The sequence below is a fragment of the Levilactobacillus suantsaiihabitans genome, from assembly GCF_004745505.1.
Classification (GTDB): Bacteria; Bacillota; Bacilli; order Lactobacillales; family Lactobacillaceae; genus Levilactobacillus; species Levilactobacillus suantsaiihabitans.
In genome coordinates this window covers 35,238-53,026 of sequence record NZ_RKLX01000010.1, presented here as the reverse complement: position 1 = coordinate 53,026, position 17,789 = coordinate 35,238, and the positions used below count along the sequence as shown (strand labels likewise).

The 17,789-nt window shown below is 52.4% G+C and carries 20 protein-coding genes; 15 read left to right on the top strand and 5 right to left on the bottom strand.

Going from position 1 to position 17,789, the window contains the following annotated elements; genetic code table 11:
* Positions 1 to 293 precede the first annotated feature (293 nt).
* From EGT51_RS07270 to EGT51_RS07230, 9 genes are all read left to right on the top strand, one after another.
* Positions 294 to 443 (top strand): teichoic acid D-Ala incorporation-associated protein DltX, encoded by a 150-nt coding sequence (locus tag EGT51_RS07270; RefSeq protein WP_125575889.1) that lies wholly within the window; start codon positions 294 to 296, stop codon positions 441 to 443.
* Positions 444 to 501: 58 nt separating this feature from the next.
* Positions 502 to 2,028, top strand: a complete 1,527-nt coding sequence (gene dltA / locus EGT51_RS07265; RefSeq protein ID WP_135368065.1) for a D-alanine--poly(phosphoribitol) ligase subunit DltA — start codon at positions 502 to 504, stop codon at positions 2,026 to 2,028.
* The gene (dltB, locus tag EGT51_RS07260; RefSeq protein ID WP_135368064.1) at positions 2,028 to 3,236 is read left to right on the top strand and encodes a D-alanyl-lipoteichoic acid biosynthesis protein DltB; all 1,209 of its coding nucleotides are present in this window, start codon (positions 2,028 to 2,030) and stop codon (positions 3,234 to 3,236) included. Before dltA ends, dltB begins: the two co-directional genes overlap by 1 nt.
* Positions 3,237 to 3,277: 41 nt before the next feature.
* Complete coding sequence (gene dltC / locus EGT51_RS07255; RefSeq protein WP_135368063.1) at positions 3,278 to 3,511, top strand: D-alanine--poly(phosphoribitol) ligase subunit DltC; 234 nt, start codon at positions 3,278 to 3,280, stop codon at positions 3,509 to 3,511.
* A 3-nt stretch (positions 3,512 to 3,514) separates the two neighbouring features.
* Positions 3,515 to 4,804, top strand: a complete 1,290-nt coding sequence (gene dltD, locus EGT51_RS07250) for a D-alanyl-lipoteichoic acid biosynthesis protein DltD (RefSeq protein ID WP_135368062.1) — start codon at positions 3,515 to 3,517, stop codon at positions 4,802 to 4,804.
* A 108-nt stretch (positions 4,805 to 4,912) separates the two neighbouring features.
* Positions 4,913 to 6,745 carry a translation elongation factor 4 gene (lepA, locus tag EGT51_RS07245; protein ID WP_135368061.1) on the top strand — a complete coding sequence of 611 codons (1,833 nt, stop codon included), beginning with the start codon at positions 4,913 to 4,915 and terminating at the stop codon, positions 6,743 to 6,745.
* 365 nt (positions 6,746 to 7,110) lie between these two features.
* Positions 7,111 to 7,230 (top strand): type II toxin-antitoxin system HicA family toxin, encoded by a 120-nt coding sequence (locus EGT51_RS13065; protein WP_225428697.1) that lies wholly within the window; start codon positions 7,111 to 7,113, stop codon positions 7,228 to 7,230.
* A 16-nt stretch (positions 7,231 to 7,246) separates the two neighbouring features.
* The gene (locus EGT51_RS07235) at positions 7,247 to 7,630 is read left to right on the top strand and encodes a type II toxin-antitoxin system HicB family antitoxin (RefSeq protein ID WP_135368060.1); all 384 of its coding nucleotides are present in this window, start codon (positions 7,247 to 7,249) and stop codon (positions 7,628 to 7,630) included.
* A 236-nt stretch (positions 7,631 to 7,866) separates the two neighbouring features.
* A complete protein-coding gene (locus EGT51_RS07230; protein WP_135368059.1) occupies positions 7,867 to 8,115 on the top strand; it encodes an AsnC family protein in 249 nt (82 codons plus the stop codon).
* 102 nt (positions 8,116 to 8,217) lie between these two features.
* On the opposite strand, the gene EGT51_RS07225 is transcribed toward EGT51_RS07230, so the two are convergent.
* The 5 genes from EGT51_RS07225 to mscL form a co-directional block, all read right to left on the bottom strand.
* The gene (locus tag EGT51_RS07225; RefSeq protein ID WP_135368058.1) at positions 8,218 to 8,577 is read right to left on the bottom strand and encodes a hypothetical protein; all 360 of its coding nucleotides are present in this window, start codon (positions 8,575 to 8,577) and stop codon (positions 8,218 to 8,220) included.
* A 206-nt stretch (positions 8,578 to 8,783) separates the two neighbouring features.
* Complete coding sequence (locus EGT51_RS07220) at positions 8,784 to 9,035, bottom strand: hypothetical protein (protein ID WP_135368057.1); 252 nt, start codon at positions 9,033 to 9,035, stop codon at positions 8,784 to 8,786.
* Positions 9,036 to 9,095: 60 nt separating this feature from the next.
* Complete coding sequence (locus EGT51_RS07215) at positions 9,096 to 9,944, bottom strand: DNA/RNA non-specific endonuclease (protein WP_135368056.1); 849 nt, start codon at positions 9,942 to 9,944, stop codon at positions 9,096 to 9,098.
* 1 nt (position 9,945) lies between these two features.
* Positions 9,946 to 10,572 carry a sunset domain-containing protein gene (locus EGT51_RS07210; RefSeq protein WP_135368055.1) on the bottom strand — a complete coding sequence of 209 codons (627 nt, stop codon included), beginning with the start codon at positions 10,570 to 10,572 and terminating at the stop codon, positions 9,946 to 9,948.
* Positions 10,573 to 11,267: 695 nt separating this feature from the next.
* Positions 11,268 to 11,645 (bottom strand): large-conductance mechanosensitive channel protein MscL, encoded by a 378-nt coding sequence (gene mscL, locus EGT51_RS07205; protein ID WP_135368054.1) that lies wholly within the window; start codon positions 11,643 to 11,645, stop codon positions 11,268 to 11,270.
* Positions 11,646 to 11,831: 186 nt separating this feature from the next.
* Here mscL and EGT51_RS07200 point away from each other — a divergent pair, with 186 nt between their 5' ends.
* From EGT51_RS07200 to EGT51_RS07175, 6 genes are all read left to right on the top strand, one after another.
* Complete coding sequence (locus tag EGT51_RS07200) at positions 11,832 to 12,227, top strand: iron-sulfur cluster biosynthesis family protein (RefSeq protein WP_135368053.1); 396 nt, start codon at positions 11,832 to 11,834, stop codon at positions 12,225 to 12,227.
* A gap of 277 nt (positions 12,228 to 12,504) precedes the next feature.
* Positions 12,505 to 12,825, top strand: coding sequence for a hypothetical protein (locus EGT51_RS07195; RefSeq protein ID WP_125575875.1), 321 nt, complete (start codon positions 12,505 to 12,507; stop codon positions 12,823 to 12,825).
* A 593-nt stretch (positions 12,826 to 13,418) separates the two neighbouring features.
* The gene (gene prmA, locus EGT51_RS07190; RefSeq protein WP_135368052.1) at positions 13,419 to 14,369 is read left to right on the top strand and encodes a 50S ribosomal protein L11 methyltransferase; all 951 of its coding nucleotides are present in this window, start codon (positions 13,419 to 13,421) and stop codon (positions 14,367 to 14,369) included.
* A 3-nt stretch (positions 14,370 to 14,372) separates the two neighbouring features.
* Positions 14,373 to 15,122 (top strand): 16S rRNA (uracil(1498)-N(3))-methyltransferase, encoded by a 750-nt coding sequence (locus EGT51_RS07185; protein WP_135368051.1) that lies wholly within the window; start codon positions 14,373 to 14,375, stop codon positions 15,120 to 15,122.
* 66 nt (positions 15,123 to 15,188) lie between these two features.
* Positions 15,189 to 15,524, top strand: a complete 336-nt coding sequence (locus EGT51_RS07180) for a hypothetical protein (RefSeq protein ID WP_135368050.1) — start codon at positions 15,189 to 15,191, stop codon at positions 15,522 to 15,524.
* A gap of 27 nt (positions 15,525 to 15,551) precedes the next feature.
* Positions 15,552 to 17,786, top strand: a complete 2,235-nt coding sequence (locus tag EGT51_RS07175; RefSeq protein ID WP_135368049.1) for a RelA/SpoT family protein — start codon at positions 15,552 to 15,554, stop codon at positions 17,784 to 17,786.
* Positions 17,787 to 17,789 lie beyond the last annotated feature (3 nt).

The window sequence follows — 17,789 nt, the reverse complement described above, 5'->3', positions numbered from 1 at the left end:
AAAACGTGTATATAGTTGATATATCAGGGTTGCTGAAGGTTTTCAGCAACCCTTTTTTGGACCCAAAAGGACCATTTTGCCAGGTAAATGAAAAGAAAGAATTAAGGTTGAGTGAGGTTGTTTGCAATCCGGATTTGGCAATGATATTCTCAAAACATAAGGAGCGTGGTTGGGACCACGAACTCCGCTCTTAGCTGAGTCGATTCGTCGGGGAAGTTGCTGGCTTAGTTAAGGGGATGTACGGACGTCGACTTTGGGGGCGAATCGGTCGACAAACTTTGGGGGTGAATTTCATGAGAGCAAAGTGGCTGGCGATTTGGCATCAGCCAGTGGTCGCGTTTATTGGCTGGACCTTATTCTACTTTGTAATTTTGATGGCATTAGTTTATTTATATGGATATAGTGGCTTGAATAGTTCGACATTTATTTACAACGAGTTCTAGTTGCGGGGGCAACGAACTTATGAATCAGTCGGAGAGACAATCTTTGGGGGGACAGAGTATGATTAGAGACATGATTACGGCCATGGATCACTGGGCGCTCCAAGACCCGGAACGGTTAGCTTACGATGATCTGGGGCACACGAACACTTACGGGGATTTAAAGCAGCGTTCAGACGCGTTAGCAGCGCATTTGGATAAAATGAATTTACCCGCTCACGCACCGATCATGGTGTATGGCGGCCAAACCTTTAACATGATGGCGACGTTCTTAGGGATCGTGAAGAGTGGCCACGCGTACGTGCCCATCGACACGCATTCACCGGTGGAACGGCTCACCACGATCAATGACATTGCTCAGCCGGCCGCCGCAATTGCAGTGAACGACCTGCCGACGACGCTAGGCGCCACGCCGGTCATTGACGCCGAGACACTGAACACGATTTTTGACCAACACGTCGATTATCAGGTAACGCATCCGGTAAGCGGCGACGACACGTATTACATCATCTTCACGTCCGGTACGACCGGAAAGCCCAAGGGGGTCCAGATTTCGCACACCAACCTCCTGAGCTACGTCAACTGGATGTTGAGCGATGATTTCAAATTACCACAGACACCCCGGACGCTCTCTCAGGCGCCATACTCGTTTGACCTCTCCGTGATGGACTGGGGACCGACGTTGGCCAGTGGGGGCACGCTGGTGGCCTTGCCGAAGCAGGTCACGGATAACTTCAAGGATCTGTTTGCAACGTTACCGACCTTACAGCTGAACGTCTGGGTTTCCACGCCGTCCTTCGTGGACATTTGCCTGATGGAACCGACCTTTGACGCGAGTCATTATCCGAACCTGAGTCGTTTCCTCTTCTGTGGGGAAGAATTGACCCACGCGACGGCGGCGACCCTGCATCAACGGTTCCCACAAGCGCGCATTTTTAACACCTACGGGCCCACGGAGACCACGGTGGCGGTCACGCAAGTCGAGATTACCGAACGGGTGCTGGCAGATTATCCGCGCTTGCCGATCGGCTATGTCAAGGATGACACGCACATCACAGTGGTGGACGAGCACCTACATCCGCTACCGGCGGGGACGGAAGGCGAACTGCTGATCAGTGGGCCGTCGATGTCCAAGGGCTACCTGAACAATCCGGACAAGACGAAAAAAGCCTTCATCAAGATGGCGGGCCAGACCGTTTACCGTTCCGGAGACTTAGGGGTGCAACTGGATAACGGCCTGATCATGTATCGGGGCCGAACGGATTTTCAGATCAAATTGCACGGGTATCGCATCGAGCTGGAAGAAGTCAATCATTACCTGTCACAAGAAGATCACATTCAGGTCGGGGTCGCGGTGCCACGCTATGACCGCAATCACAAGGTGAGTCAGTTAATCGCCTGGATTGTGCCGGCAACACATGACTTCGCCAGTGAATTAGACTTGACCAAGGCGATCAAGGAGAATTTACAGGGTGGCGACATGATGTCCTACATGATTCCACAGCGATTCGTTTACAAGGAAAGCCTACCGATGACCCCCAACGGCAAGGTTGATATCAAGTCTATCATTGCCGAGGTCAATCACTAATGTTGTCATTTGAACCGTACGGCAACCCAACGTATTTCGCCTTGTTGGGCGTGGCGTTACTGCCACTGATGATTGGTCTTCTGTACGGCAAACGGTCACGCCTGTACGAAACGTTGATCTCAATCTTCTTTCTGGTCTTAACCTTTGGTGGTCCGAAATGGGCCCAAGGGGTGGCCTTGATCATCTACATTTTGTACGAAGTGGCGTTGACCTGGGGGTATGCCGTTTATCGGAAGCACCAAAATTCGGGACCAATCTTTTATCTAATGGTGATCTTGGCCATCGCCCCGTTAGCCATCGTCAAGGTGACTCCGGCCGTGGAAAATGGCCAGGCGTCGCTGATTGGGTTTCTGGGGATCAGTTACCTGACGTTCCGGGCCGTTCAGACCATGATGGAAACGCGGGATGGCACGCTGAAGGATTATCAAGTCATGACCTTCCTGCAGTTCATGCTGTTCTTCCCGACCATCTCGTCCGGGCCTATCGACCGCTATCGGCGTTTTGAAGCTGATTACCGTTCGGTGCCGGACCGTGAGACCTATCTGGGGATGGTGCAAAAGGGGATCCGCTACATCTTTGTAGGGTTCTTGTACAAGTTTATCTTAGCGTACTACTTTGGCACGATGCTGATGCCCAAGCTACAGCTCATGGCGATGCATGCCCGCGGCGGGTTCTTGGATCTGTCCTGGCCGGTACTGGGCTACATGTACGCGTACAGCGCCGATTTGTTCTTTGACTTTGCTGGGTACTCGTTGTTCGCCGTGGGGACGTCTTATATCATGGGCATCGCCACGCCAATGAACTTCAAGCAACCGTGGCGCTCACCGAACATCAAGGACTTCTGGAATCGTTGGCACATTACTTTGTCCTTTTGGTTCCGGGACTTCATCTACATGCGGTTGGTCTTTTGGTTCATGAAACACCGCATCTTCAAGAAGCCGACCACTACGGCTAACGTCACTTATATCATCAACATGTTAGTCATGGGGTTCTGGCACGGGGTCACGTGGTACTACATCACGTACGGCTTGTTCCACGGGTGCGCCTTGGTCATCAATGACACTTGGCTGCGCTACAAGAAAAAGCACCGTGCCAGCGTACCACACAACGGCTTTACGCAAGTGTTTGCCATCTTCTTGACGGCAAACATGGTCTGCTTCAGCTTCCTGATCTTCTCAGGACTGCTGGATAAATTATGGTTTCACTAATTAAGAATAGGGTTTTCAATTTCATTTAGGGGGAAATTATCATGGATATCAAACAAACTGTATTGGACATTTTAAACGACTTAACGGGGAGCGACGTTAGCGGCGCTATGGACGACAATCTGTTCGACAGCGGCCTGATGGATTCAATGGGGTCTGTCCAACTGTTATTACAACTGCAAAGCCAGTTAGGGGTCAACGTGCCTGTTTCCGAATTTGAGCGGTCAGAGTGGGACACGCCCAACAAGATCGTTGCGAAAGTCGAAAGCCTGGCCTAGCCAATGGCAAAGCGTTTACTACGGATCTTTGGTCCGTTAATACTCGCGGCAATTCTGGTTTTTGCGGTGCTGGCCATGCCGGTGACCCTGGGCTTTAGCCACGTGAGCGCGGCTCGAGAACGGAAAGCTGCCGTCTCCTTATCACCCAACGTCTTACGGGGCAAGCACATGAAAGAAGAAGCGCTCAAGGACGGGTACGTCCCGTTCTTTGGGTCTTCCGAATGGTCGCGAATCGATCCCATGCATCCGTCTGTGCTGGCGCAAAAGTACCGGCGTTCGTATCGGCCATTTCTCTTGGGGGCCCGGGGATCGCAATCATTGACGCAGTACTTTGTGATGCAAAACATTCAAAGTGAGCTGCGCAATAAAAAAGCGGTCTTCGTCATTTCACCCCAATGGTTCGTGAAGGACGGGACGCGCAAGGATGCGTTTGGCTTTTACTACTCGCAATTGCAAACGGCAGAGTGGTTGACTCACTTCCGTCACGACGCAATCGACCAGTATGCGGCCAAACGGCTGTTACAGATGCCAGTCGCCAAGTCCGATCACTTCATTTACGCCGCCTTACAACGGGTGGCCAAGGGTGAAAAATTGACGGACTTCCAGCGCTTCTATCTGCAGACGCGCAAGAACATGTTGACGCAAGAAGACCAGTTCTTCTCCGGCATCGACTTACCATCGCAAAACCTGAACCGAGTGAACCAGCAAGCCAAGCAGTTACCCACTCATTATTCCTACTCGGCACTGGATGCACTGGGCGGTCGGTTAGGTAAGGCCGCCACGAGTGATAACCGATTCCACATTAGCGATAAGTTCTATCATCAAGGATTGCAAAAGGAACTGAAGACCGGTAAGCTCAAGAACTTCCAAAAGGACTTGTCCTACACGAAATCTCCAGAGTTCGCCGACTTTCAGTTGTGCCTGGACCAATTTGCCCGGCTGAATACCAATGTACTGTTCATCATTCCGCCAATCAATGGCAAATGGCAGAAGTACACGGGCTTATCAGCCACGATGCTCAAACAGTTTGACCGCAAGATCCATTACCAATTACAGTCACAAGGGTTCAACAACATTGTGGACCTCAGCAACAAGGGCAACGTGCCGTACTTCATGACCGACACGATCCACTTGGGCTGGCGCGGCTGGTTGGCCGTCGATCAACGGGTCAATCCGTTCTTAAGCAAGCACCAAAAGCAGCCACATTACACCATCAGTGATAAATTCTATTCCACCAAGTGGCAGAACCTATCACCGACTGATTTGACGCAATACGAAGCAGAAACGAAATAGCGTCACGAAGCAGGCATTCTCATAGGAGGGGCCTGCTTTTAGTTTGTGCTTCACCCAGATGGTTGGTATAATTGTCAAGAATGGCGTTTAAGAAAGTAGGAAATCAACATGGATCTTGAGAAATTAAAAAACCATCAAAAATACATTCGGAACTTTTCCATCGTGGCCCACATCGACCACGGAAAGTCCACGATTGCGGACCGTATCTTAGAACTGACCGATACGATCTCCAAACGCGACATGCAAGATCAAGTGTTGGATAACATGGACCTTGAGCGTGAACGCGGCATTACCATTAAATTAAACGCGGTTGAATTGACGTATCACGCCAAGGACGGCCACGACTATGAATTTCACCTGATCGATACGCCCGGGCACGTCGACTTCTCCTATGAGGTCTCACGGAGCCTGGCTGCCTGTGAGGGGGCCATCTTGGTCGTCGATGCGGCACAAGGGGTCGAAGCGCAAACGCTGGCCAACGTTTATTTGGCGTTGGATGATGACCTAGAGATTGTGCCGGTCGTCAATAAGATTGACTTGCCCGCCGCGGACCCGGATAAGGTTAAAAAAGAAATTGAAGACGTGATCGGCCTAGATGCGTCCGATGCCGTCTTAGCCAGTGCCAAGCAGGGCATTGGGATTCCCGAACTGCTGGAACAGATCGTCCACAAGGTGCCCGCCCCAACCGGTCAATTGGATGCGCCGTTGAAGGCCTTGGTCTTTGACTCCGTTTACGATGATTACCGTGGGGTCGTACTGAGCGTGCGGCTGTTTGAAGGTACCGTTCAACCGGGCGATAAGATTCGTCTGATGAACAGCGGGAGTGAATACGAAGTCACCGAGGTTGGGGTCAACTCACCCAAGCCAATTTCGCGAGACTACCTGATTGCCGGTGACGTGGGTTACATCACGGCCAGCATCAAGGACATCACGGACACCCGGGTCGGGGATACCGTGACCAATGCGGAAGACCCCGCCGAAAAGGCCTTGCCGGGTTACCGGGAAATGAGTCCCATGGTCTACGCCGGGCTGTATCCCACGGACAATGCCAAGCTGAACGATTTGCGCGAAGCCTTGGAAAAGTTGAAGTTAAACGATGCGGCGTTGGAATTTGAACCCGAAGCCTCGCAGGCCTTGGGATTTGGGTTCCGCTGTGGCTTCTTGGGGATGTTGCACATGGATGTCATCCAGGAACGGTTGGAACGGGAATTTAACCTGGATCTAATCACTACGGCGCCATCGGTTACGTACCACGCGTACTTGACCGATGGGGGGATGACAGAGGTCGAAAACCCTGCAGAAATGCCAGAAGCCTCAGCCATCAAACGGATCGAAGAACCCATCGTGAAGGCGACCATCATGGCGCCTAACGAGTACGTGGGCGCGGTCATGGAACTGTGCCAACACCGCCGGGGACAATTCCTGACGATGGAATATCTGGATGATTACCGGGTCAACATCATCTATAACATGCCGCTGTCAGAAATCATCTTTGACTTCTTTGACAAATTAAAATCCAGCACGCGCGGTTACGCATCACTGGATTACGAACGCAGTGGCTACCAAGAAGCCGACCTGGTCAAGATCGATATTCTCTTGAACGGTGACAAGGTCGATGCTCTGAGCTTTATCGCGCACCGCATCTTCGCCGCTCAACGGGGTCGTGAGATTGCCTCACGGCTGAAGGGCATCATCCCCCGGCAAAACTTCGAAATCCCTGTCCAAGCTGCGATCGGCGCCAAGATCATTGCCAGAACCACGATCAAGGCCTACCGCAAGGACGTGACCGCCAAACTCTACGGGGGTGACCGTACCCGGCGGATGAAGCTGTTAGAGAAGCAAAAAGTCGGCAAGAAACGGATGAAGGCTGTTGGGAAGGTGGATATCCCGCAAGAGGCGTTCATGGCCGTTTTGAAGACTGACGAGGATGAAACCAAGTAATAAACACTGATATAGCATCATTTGCACCATTCGTTAGGTTGTCATTCGATGCCTAGTGGGTGGTGCTTTTTGGGTATTGCCCCATTTAGAGGACAAGCGGGACCATGGCCGCCGCTACTATGACGATTCCCCGAAGGCGTGATTGAGATAACTTGAGATTTTGTTGATACGCTTCTTACCGTAATCACTGAGCGGAAAATGAAGTGACTTAACAGCGGAGCCAATTTCTTGTGCAATGCGTATTTAATGTGTATAATATCGGCAATAGGTAAAGAGGTGGGGCGTATGCCCATGAAGCCGCGACAGATGATTAAGCTACTAAAAGAAATGGGTTCGTTGAAAAATCGCAAAACGGTTCATCACATTTGAAGCTCTACAATCCTCAAAGCAACGTGACGGTGATGGTGCCAATTCATGCGAAAGAATTGGGCAAAGGGCTGGAACGGGCGATTCTACGGGAAGCCAACGTTGAGAGACCATCGTGAAAAGGAGACCGATGATATGAAAAAAGACAGGGTCATTTATCCAGCGATTTTTAGTCAAGATGGGGATTATATTTTTGTGCGGGTTCCTGATCTTCCGGGGGGATTTACCCAGGGCAATGATGCGCTGGACGCTGTAACCATGGCGGAGGATTTGATTGGTAACTTGCTGGAAGACCAAACGGCATATCCCAAGCCGTCTAATCCCAAAGATATTGCCCTAAAAGACGGTGAATCCCTGGTCTACATTTCCGTGGATTTAGCAGAATTTCGCCTCAAGTACTCCCGGACGGTGCGCAAGAATGTGACAATTCCTGAATACCTGAACGTGATGGCTAAGGAACGGAAGATCAACGTCTCTCAGGTTTTGACGGAAGCGTTACGTGCAAAATTGGAAGTGTAGTTTCAGGTGATGGTTCATGAATTGGCTGTACGACAAAGGATACTGAACAAAATGGCAAGCGAGATGACCATCAGCTCCTGCTGTCGGTGAGTGCCACGTGTATTTGGCGGGGCTCCCGTTTGTTTAGAAACCGACCTATCCAGCCAAGTCCCAGCGCGTGCGCTCAGCGCTGCCAGATGGTACGCTACTAGTATCTTTATAACTGCTGGCACGTGCTGTTGAAGGGGGCGGACCCAATGACGAAAGGATTGGCGTTTCAGTTTCATAACGGACCGATTGGTTTCTTGGATCACCTATCGCAAGTAATTGATGACCTGGACGATACGGATATTGAATTATTGGAGCATATTTGCAACTGGTCGTGGACCAACGACTGCGTGATTCCAGCCGGGGAGCTGGCGATGTCACCGCAAGAAGTGGCACTGCGACTGAATAAATTAGAGGACTTGGAATTGATTGATTTGGGTGTCCGGGTACAGGCCTAATGAAAAGGACCAGGGTGGCGTTGTTATCGTCATCCTGGTCCTTTATGTCAATAAGCCAGCGTTACCGCTGACCGTGAGATGCTTAATTAATTATCCGCCAACCTATTCGCGTTCTGCATCTTCTGCGAGCTCCAACCAGATGGTCAACGGTGAGGGGATGTAGTCCGGCCACTTTTCCATCTTGGTGGCGCAACGGTCGAGCAGGTGGCTCTTGCCATCCGTGGCGAGGTCTTCGAAAACTGTGAGCGCCTGGACGTTGTCTTCCAAGTCGACCTTGAGTGTCGAAGCGCTGTGCCGCCATTCCTCCACCAAGTCCTGATAAATGACGATGCGGCGGGCCTGCAGAATCGTGTAGTCGACACCCTCCACGTGTAGTTGCTTCGTGAATAAATCGTATTCATCAAAGACTGCTGTTTGCGCCCGTTGCCAATCCGTTTCCGTAAATTCCTGTTGTTCTTTCATCTTCGTCGACCTCTAGATTCACTAAAAATAAGTTACGTTTAAAACTTTTAGAATTCCCGTGCTATCTTAAGAAAATCGTATCTCTAAATAGTATAGCATTTTCAGCCCAAATGGGTAGCCTCATTTTACGACGTGACGGGGCATTAGCTATGAAAAACCGCCTGTGGCCTCAGGGCCGCAGGCGGTTTTTCATGATTAGTGACCGGCTATTTTTCCCAGCCGCACAACGTGTAATGATGGTGCTTGGCCCATTTCTTGGTCACGTGCTTGAGCTTGCCGGCGTGGTTCAGTCCGCGGCAGGTCTTACTGTAGTGGTAGCGGTGACCGTGGTTCGGGGCAATCCAAACCTTCGTGGCCTTGGCTTGGGCAGTGGGAATGGGGGTGGTCAGTGGTTCAACGACGCCGCCCAACGTAAAGGTGACGGCAATGATGGCAACTGCTTGGCGCAGGTGTTTCATGGTGAAAGGCCTCCTCAAAGGGTGTCCTCAGCTTTTAGCGTCTTCAGGATTGGACCAAGTCTAGCTGGCGTGACTGTAGCCGGTGGCGTAGTCAATGGTGTAACCGGGTTCGACGTTAAAAATATAAACGTTGAAATGCACCGCGTTCGACCCCAACGACTGTGCCCGCATGTGCACGCCGCGGGCGACGAGTTCGTTGCCGCGAAAGACTGGCGTGACGGTGTAGCGGACGTAATGGGACTTGCTGGCGTGCAGGTAGGTGGCGATGTCCATTTCGTTATGTAACATCAGTGGATTGTTCAAGGTGCGCGTCCCGGTCATCAAATTTTTCGGATTGTTATTTTGGCCGGTAAATTGGTAACCGATGAGATGGCTGCGGTTGTAGAGCCACCCGTGATGTGTCCGCTTATTGTGCCAACCGGTGGGGTCGACGGTAAGAGCTTCCCGCTGGGCGGTCGGCATTAAGGACTGGTTCAACAGTGCCGCGGCGCCCGTGACGCGATTTAAACGGTCCAGGGCGTGATAGGTCTGCCAAGCCCCGTGGGCCTTAGACAATTGTTTAGCTGAGAAGCCGGGGTCGTTGTGATTCAGGGTGATTTCTTGTTGGCCCGCGTAAGTCCGGTTAGCCAACTTAGGCTGAGACGGGGTCTGTTTTGCGGTAGGCGTCTTGGCCCGTTGCTTAAGCTTGGCTCGTTTATGCGCTAGGCTCTGCTGGTCACTGGCCAATTTGGCAGCCGTCGCGGAATTTTGGCGTTCTAATCGGCGGGCCTTTTGCTGGGGTCGGTGGTCGTAAACGACCTTGGTGCTGGTCTGTTTGGCGGTCGCACTGGTGTCATTGCGTGCGCAACCACTTAAGCCAACGACCCCGAGACTGAGTAAGGTAAGGGTACTGATCAGTAATTTTTTCATCTTAACGGAGCGCCTTTCTGTAGCCGGCGGCCTTGGCCTGAGCTTCCGTCTGGAAGTAAACGGCATTGCTACTGTTCATGTGGTAGCCGGCCTGACCGGAAACGTGATAGATTTTAGAGTTCTTATTGCCAATGATTTTGCCGGCGCGTCCGGTCGTGACGTCCCCCTTAGCCGTGGTGTGGCTGCTGGCCGTGTGCTGGGTGCGACTGACCTGCGTGGCACTGCTGGTCTGGGCGTGACTGGCCTGGCGTTGACTGGCCGCCGCTGCCTTAGCGGCTTGCTTGGCAGCGGACTGACTGCTAGCGTGTTGGCTGCTGGCCAGTCGACTGCTGCTAGCTGCTAGTGAGCTGGATTGGGCGGCGAGCTGGTCGCTACTGGCGGCCTGCTGGCTGACCAGGACTGCCAAGCGACGCGATTCGGCGCGGGCCTTGGCCAGTCGCTGGGTGCCGACGCGCACCGTTTTGGTCTTAACCGTGTTGGTAGGTTGGCTGGCGGCCAATCCGCCGACGCTCCCCAGTAACGCTAAGCCTACCAACACGCTGCCCAAGAGGCGGCGACGTCGGGGCCCCTTGAAGGCCCAGTAGGCGGCACCGCCCCATAAGGCGAGCCATAGAATTGCAAAAAGCATGAGTTGATCTTCCTCCCCGTGATTTGCCACTTTAGTCATCATGATTGTTTCCTTAAATGGTGTGGGTCCATCACTAATTCTATGAGAAGGTCCGCGGTGTCGCAACCCTTAAAGTTAAAATTTTTGAAAGATTCAGTCAGTTCACGAAAAAATGGCAGTTTAAGCCGTACGCCCACTGGGACAAAAAACGCTGGCTTACCCACAATCGTGGGGAAACCAGCGTTAACGTCGTTTTTATCTGAGGGTTGACAGACGAGAATCAGCTAGAATTGTGGCCTCATGGCCGAAACGTGCGCCAACAGGCAGCTGGTTCCGCTTAACGGTGCTAGACAAATCATCCAGGTCCGGGATTATCCGCCTAGCACCGTTAATGCTCGCCAGTTAACCGCCTGTTTAGGCGGCTGAACCCATAATTAGCGAACTCTCAGCTACGGTAGTGCGTGTTAGTAACAGTTGCCTTAACCCCAGGTGGTAACTATAGTGACGACTGGCCTATCATTAACACAGTATTGCTGATAGCCGTCAACCTTGCCGGAGGCAGCCAGGGTGGAGCCAGCGAACCGGAAGCCCGCTTCTCAGGCTGGAGGTGTTCCCCAGAGCAGGCGGAACCCTGGCTGACGCAGGCGCCTGGTTTCACCAATTTTAGGTGTCAGAATACCGTTATTACGGCAATTAACCTTTCAACCTTCAAATTTTTACTTGTCCTGTTTCTTCAATAATTCAACGATTTCTTGCAAATACTTTTCTTCTTGCGTAGGCGTCGGTTCGCTGGGTTCCTCGGCCGGCTTGGCCAAGACCTTGTTGATCAGCTTGATCAACAAGAAGACCACGAAGGCGATGATTAAGAAATTAATCACGGAATTGATGAACGCGCCGTAGCGGAAATGTGCGCTGCCGACCGTCAAGACCAGGTTGGAAAAGTCGATGCTACCCACGAAGATGCCCAGCAAGGGGTTGATCAGGTTGGTGACCAACGAATTAACAATGGCGGTGAAAGCAGCCCCGACGATGACCCCAACGGCCAGGTCCATGACGTTGCCGCGGGCGATAAATTCTTTAAATTCTTTTAACACGAATGAAGTGCCTCCTCGAATGAGATTTAAGTCTATTCTTAACGATTTTGTTATAAATTGCAACCAAAACGCGGAGTGGCGTTTCAGGTGAAAGCTGCTCCCATTTGTATTAAACTAGAGGTAAGTTAATGGGGTGAACGCTCACGTCATGACGAAGTTATGGTGGCAATGAGAAAGGGGTACAAGATGGCAGCGATTAAATTAAGCGACGTCTTGGTGGCACACTTGAAACAGCGCCAGCTGGCGGATAAGGAACTCGTGTTGATTACGGATGATGGTGGCGGCAAATACTCCCTGCAGGGCGGGGCGTGCACGATTGGGACCAACTTCACGCTGATCGTTTTGGACCAGCCAGATTCAGACTATGCGGTGCCACTGGAAAATGCGGCGGGATTGCATCTGTGGACCTCGCCGTACGACCTGGTCTTTCTCGAGACCGGGGTGGCCATGGATTACGGGCAAGGCCAAATTTCCTTGAAAGACGACGCCCACGTGCTGGACAACGCGGTCCAAATTGCGGACGGCGCCACGGTCCTGGCAGCCTTCGACCGGGGGCTGACGGCCAAGGGCACGTCTTGTTAGACTGAAAAACTGGCCAATCACGAATTTCTCCTGATGAGATGGTTTCATAAATGGCCAAAGTACGGTACAATATGTAAGTGGTTTCATAATGGTTATTTTCCGCAGACCAGTGCTTTCATGAATTGTGAAAGCGCGGCAACGTAAACGTTTTGCTTGCATTCTCTGGGGAAATCAACTATTATCAATTATTGATACATTTTAATGGGTACGGCAACCGAAACGGCCTAGCGTCGTTGCGTCAGCCTAGTAGATTGTCATGATATAGGAGGTGATTACCATGCTGAGTCGAACGAAAGAGTTTTTACGACAACACAATTATCGTTATGAAAAGTCGTATATTCGGCCATTGATGGCGCCAGAGAGCGTCTACGTCTTTAAATTCGGTCAAGAAAATTCGCTCAATAATCGGGTAATCATTCGTTATGGTCACACGTGGACCGGCCGTCAGCGAATTAACGAGATTGATTTGCGGCTGCACAAGCAAAAGCATCCCCGTGTGTTTCAAAATGAAGCGGATATGTTAGATTACTTGGAAACGCACCTAGCCCAGCGCGAGCAACGTCGTGCGGACCACAAGGACGATGCCGAGAAGGTCTAAGGCCGTTTAAAATTTAGGTTATCTTTAGTGGTGAGCTCAGAACAGCGATTGTTTTGGGCTCTTTTCTTATACAAGAGTGGGCCAAAAGGCGATTAGCCGGCGAGCATTAAGGCTGATAACCGAATAATCCTGGTCTTGGATTGTTTGGTTATCAGGTTTAAGCGGAACCGGCTGCCTGTTGGCGCACGTTTCAGCTATGTAAAAGTGAAAGTCCAGTTGCCTGTTGGCGCACGTTTCGGCTATGTAAAGGTGAAAGCGGAACAAGCCTGAGAGGTCCCAGGCCCACGTTTCAATTCAAAGCGAGGCGTCGAGACGACCCGTCCGCCCCAGCGTCACAAGTTGTATATTGATAATGAATCCAGCCGATTGCCACCGTTCAACCTTCAGTTGGCAATAAGTTGACCGTGAGTTTGGCTTTTCCGGGGCATTTCCTCTATAATTAATAGTAGACGTTTCTATCGTGGCATTTGCCGATAAAAACTGACTGTCAAGGACGAAACGGGTTGCCTGGGGGTACACGTTTCGCCCGTCAGTACACCAACAGTACCATCTTAAAAACTACCTGCAAACCCTTATGAGGAGGACCAATACCTATGCAATGGACCGAAGTCAGTGTCATTACTACCAACGAAGCCGTTGAGGCCGTTAGTAACATCTTACAGGAGGCTGGGGCCAGTGGTGTGAAGATCGAAGACGCCGCCGACTACGCCAACCTCAAGCCGGGTAAATATGGTGAGGTCGTGGATCTGGCCACGATTCCGCACCGGACCAGTGGCGCGGAGATCAGCGCCTACTATCCCGAGACCATTTTTGTCCCCGAAATCTTACCGACCATCAAGCAACGGGTCAGCGACTTGACCAAGTTTGGCTTGGACCCGACACCAGGGACCGTTACGACCAAGGCCGTTGACGATGAGAGTTGGGCCACGGCTTGGCAGAAGTACTATCATCCCGTGCGGGTCACGCGGTATTTGACCGTCAGTCCCAGTTGGGAGAACTACCAACCGGCTCAACCCGACGAACACGTGATTCGTCTGGACCCAGGGATGGCCTTTGGGACCGGGACACACCCGACCACGCGGTTATCTCTGACAGCGTTAGAAATGGTGGTTCGCGGTGGCGAGACCATGTATGACGTAGGGACCGGTTCTGGGGTCTTGAGCATCGCTGCCAAGTACCTGGGTGTCAAGCAGATCACGGCCTTTGACCTAGACGAGGTGGCGGTTCGTTCCGCTAAGACTAACCTGGACTTGAACCCGGTGGCTAAAGACATCGTGGCCAAACCCAATGACCTGTTGAAGGGGATTCACCAACCGGTCGACTTGGTCGTGGCCAACATCTTGGCCGAGATCATCTTGCCGTTGATCCCTCAGGCTTGGGAGAACCTCCACGATGGGGGCTACTTCCTGACATCTGGCATCATTGCCGACAAGCTGGCTGAGGTCGTGGCTGCTCAGGAAAAGCAGGGCTTCATCATTGATAACATTTTACAAATGAAAGATTGGCGCGGGGTGATCGCGCACAAGCCCACGGAGGATGAATAAGGTATGCAACGGTATTTCTTAGACACAACGGTCCACGACGGTGAGCGGATCAGCCTTACGCCGGCCATTTATCATCACTGGGTCACGGTGTTGCGCGCCGAGGTCGGGGCACAAGCCGAGTTCGTGGATGACACGGCCCACCTGTTTCACGGCAAATTACTGACGCTAGACGACCCGGCCACCGTGGCCTTAACTGCGGTGCCGACGCCGTCAGTGGAACTGCCGGTTGACGTGACGATTGCCTGTGGGTTGCCCAAGCAAGAAAAGGCGGAGTGGATCACACAAAAGGCCACCGAACTCGGGGTCACCCACATCATTTTCTACGGGGCAGACTGGTCGGTCGCCAAGTGGCAGGGCAACAAGGTCGCTAAGAAGGTGACGCGCTTGACCAAGATCGCTCACGGGGCCGCAGAACAGGCCCACCGGTTGAAACGCCCCACGGTGAGCTACGCCAAGAACCTGGCGGCAGTGCTAAACGCGCCCCATGACGTGGCTGTGATGGCCTACGAGGAATCGGCCAAGCAGGGGGAACAAAGCGCCTTGAACCAACAGCTCCAGGCCGTGAAAGCCGGTCAACAGCTCCTGGCCATCTTTGGCCCCGAGGGCGGCATCAGCCCGGCCGAGGTCACGCAAGCGCAGGCCGCTAACGCCACGCTGGTCGGCTTGGGACCGCGAATCTTGCGGACGGAAACGGCCCCGCTGTACTTCTTGGCGGCGGTCTCCATGGTTCTAGAGCTCCAACAACCCAGATAAGTGGGTGAAATCTAGGCGGAAACATGCTAAAATAGTTGCAATTATTAAGAGAAATGGGTGACAGGGATGGCATTTTTAGAAAAAATTGGCTGGCGCTACTGGCTCATCGCCGTCGTCATGGGCGTGGGGTTGCCCGCGTTAGCAACGTTAATCGGTCTGGATCCGGTCATACGCTTTGGCCTGTGGCTCGTCTTGATCAATGGGTGTTTGGCCATTGCGGTTGGTCGGGTGATTGCCCACAAGCGCCAACCGGGCTGGTGGCTGTTGATTTGGCCCGTGATTTATTTACTCGGGGCGCTGTGGTTCTTGCCGCGGTACACCCGGTATTTTGCCATTGTTTATGTGTGCCTGTCTTACCTGGCTTACGGGTTGACGCAAGCGAAGATTGAATCGAAATCATAATTTAAAACTAAGGGTGGTGGCGTCCATATGACCAAAGAACGTGTCTGGACGGCTGAAGAAGTAATTGCCAGAGTCGGTAAATATATGAATGCGGAGCACGTGGAGATGGTGGTCAAAGCCTGTCATTTTGCGACGATTGCCCACCAGGACCAAATCCGGCAGTCTGGTGAACCCTACATCATGCACCCGATTCAGGTGGCGGGAATCTTGGCTGACCTGAACATGGATCCCGAAACGGTGTCCGCCGGATTTCTCCACGATATCGTCGAGGACACGGGCGTCACGTTGAGCGATGTTCGCGAACTGTTCGGCGATGACGTCGCGTTGATCGTCGATGGCGTGACGAAGCTGGGGAAGATCAAATACAAATCAAACAAAGAACAGTTGGCGGAAAATCACCGCAAACTGTTGCTGGCGATGTCCAAGGATATTCGGGTCATGATCGTTAAGTTGGCCGACCGCCTGCACAACATGCGGACGTTGGAACACCTGCGACCGGACAAGCAACGCCGCATCGCCAACGAAACGCTGGAAATTTATGCGCCGCTGGCCGACCGGTTGGGGATCAGTACCATCAAGTGGGAACTGGAAGACATTTCACTGCGCTACCTGAACCCGCAACAGTACTACCGCATCGTCCACCTGATGAATTCACGGCGGGACCAGCGGGAACAATACATCGCTGGCGCCATTCAGGATATTAAGGAATCAATCAAGGATTTGAAATTGGATCCGGAAATTTACGGCCGGCCGAAGCACATTTATTCCGTTTACCGTAAGATGAAGGACCAACACAAGCAATTCAGTCAGATCTATGACTTGCTGGCGATTCGGGTCATCGTTGATACCATTAAGGACTGTTACGCGGTGCTCGGGGCCATTCACTCACAATGGAAGCCAATGCCCGGGCGGTTTAAGGACTACATCGCAATGCCCAAGGCCAACATGTACCAATCCCTGCACACCACGGTGATCGGTCCAGAAGGCAAACCGCTAGAAGTTCAGATTCGGACCAAGGAAATGCACGCCGTGGCTGAATACGGGGTTGCGGCTCACTGGGCTTACAAGGAAGGCGTTACGGACAAGGTCCAAGAGACCAATTCCGGGGACAAGTTGAACCTGTTTAAGCACATCATTGAGCTGCAAGAAGACACTGATGACGCGTCTGATTTCATGGACAGTGTCAAGGGTGAACTCTTTGGTGACCACGTCTACGCCTTCACGCCCAAGGGCGACGTGCTCGAATTGCCGAAGGGAGCTGGCCCGTTAGATATGGCCTACGCCATCCACACCGAGGTCGGACACCACACCACCGGCGCCACCATCAACGGCAAGATCGTGCCGCTGAACTACGAGATCAAGAACGGGGACATCGTGGATATTCGGACCTCCAGCAGTTCGGCCGGTCCCAGTCGTGATTGGCTCAAGCTGGTCTCGACGCGGCGCGCCCGCAACAAGATCAAGCAGTTCTTTAGAGCCGCCGATCGGGAACAAAATATCGTTTCTGGCCAAGAAGCCGTGGAGCACACAATTCGAGACCTCGGGTATGATCCCAAGGGTTTGATGACCAAGGACAACCTGGACAAGGTTACGGCCAAGATGCACTATCAACACGCAGACGACCTGTTGGCAGCCATTGGCTTTGGCGACTTGCAGCCACGAGGCGTGGCCAACCGGTTAACGGAAGGCGTCCGCAAAGCCGAAGAAGACGAACGGCGCCGCCAAGAAGAACGTGAGCTGCTGGAAGAACACCAGACCATCAAGAACGATGCCGAAAGTGAAAAGAAGGACCGTAAGCAGGGCAAGGACTCCGATGGCGTGGTCATCGAAGGGGTCGACAACCTGTTGATTCGGTTGAGTCACTGCTGTTCACCAGTACCAGGTGACGACATTGTGGGGTACATCACCAAGGGTCGCGGGGTCTCCGTCCATCGCAAGGATTGCCCGAACGTGCGCAATGCCGAGAAAAATGGCGAGCGGCTAGTTGATGTGCGCTGGGGCAACAAGGCCGGCGACAAGACCAACTACAACGCCGATATCGAGGTCCAAGGTTACAACCGCAACGGCTTATTGAACGACGTCTTACGGACCATTAACAACAACACCAAGTACCTGACGTCGATCAACGGCAAGGTCGATCACAACAAGATGGCGACCATCTCCATTAGTCTGGGGACCCGTGGTCAAATTGAACTGCAACGCATTTTAGATAACATCAAAAATATTCCGGACGTCTACGTCGTCAAGCGGGCGTTCCATTAAGGA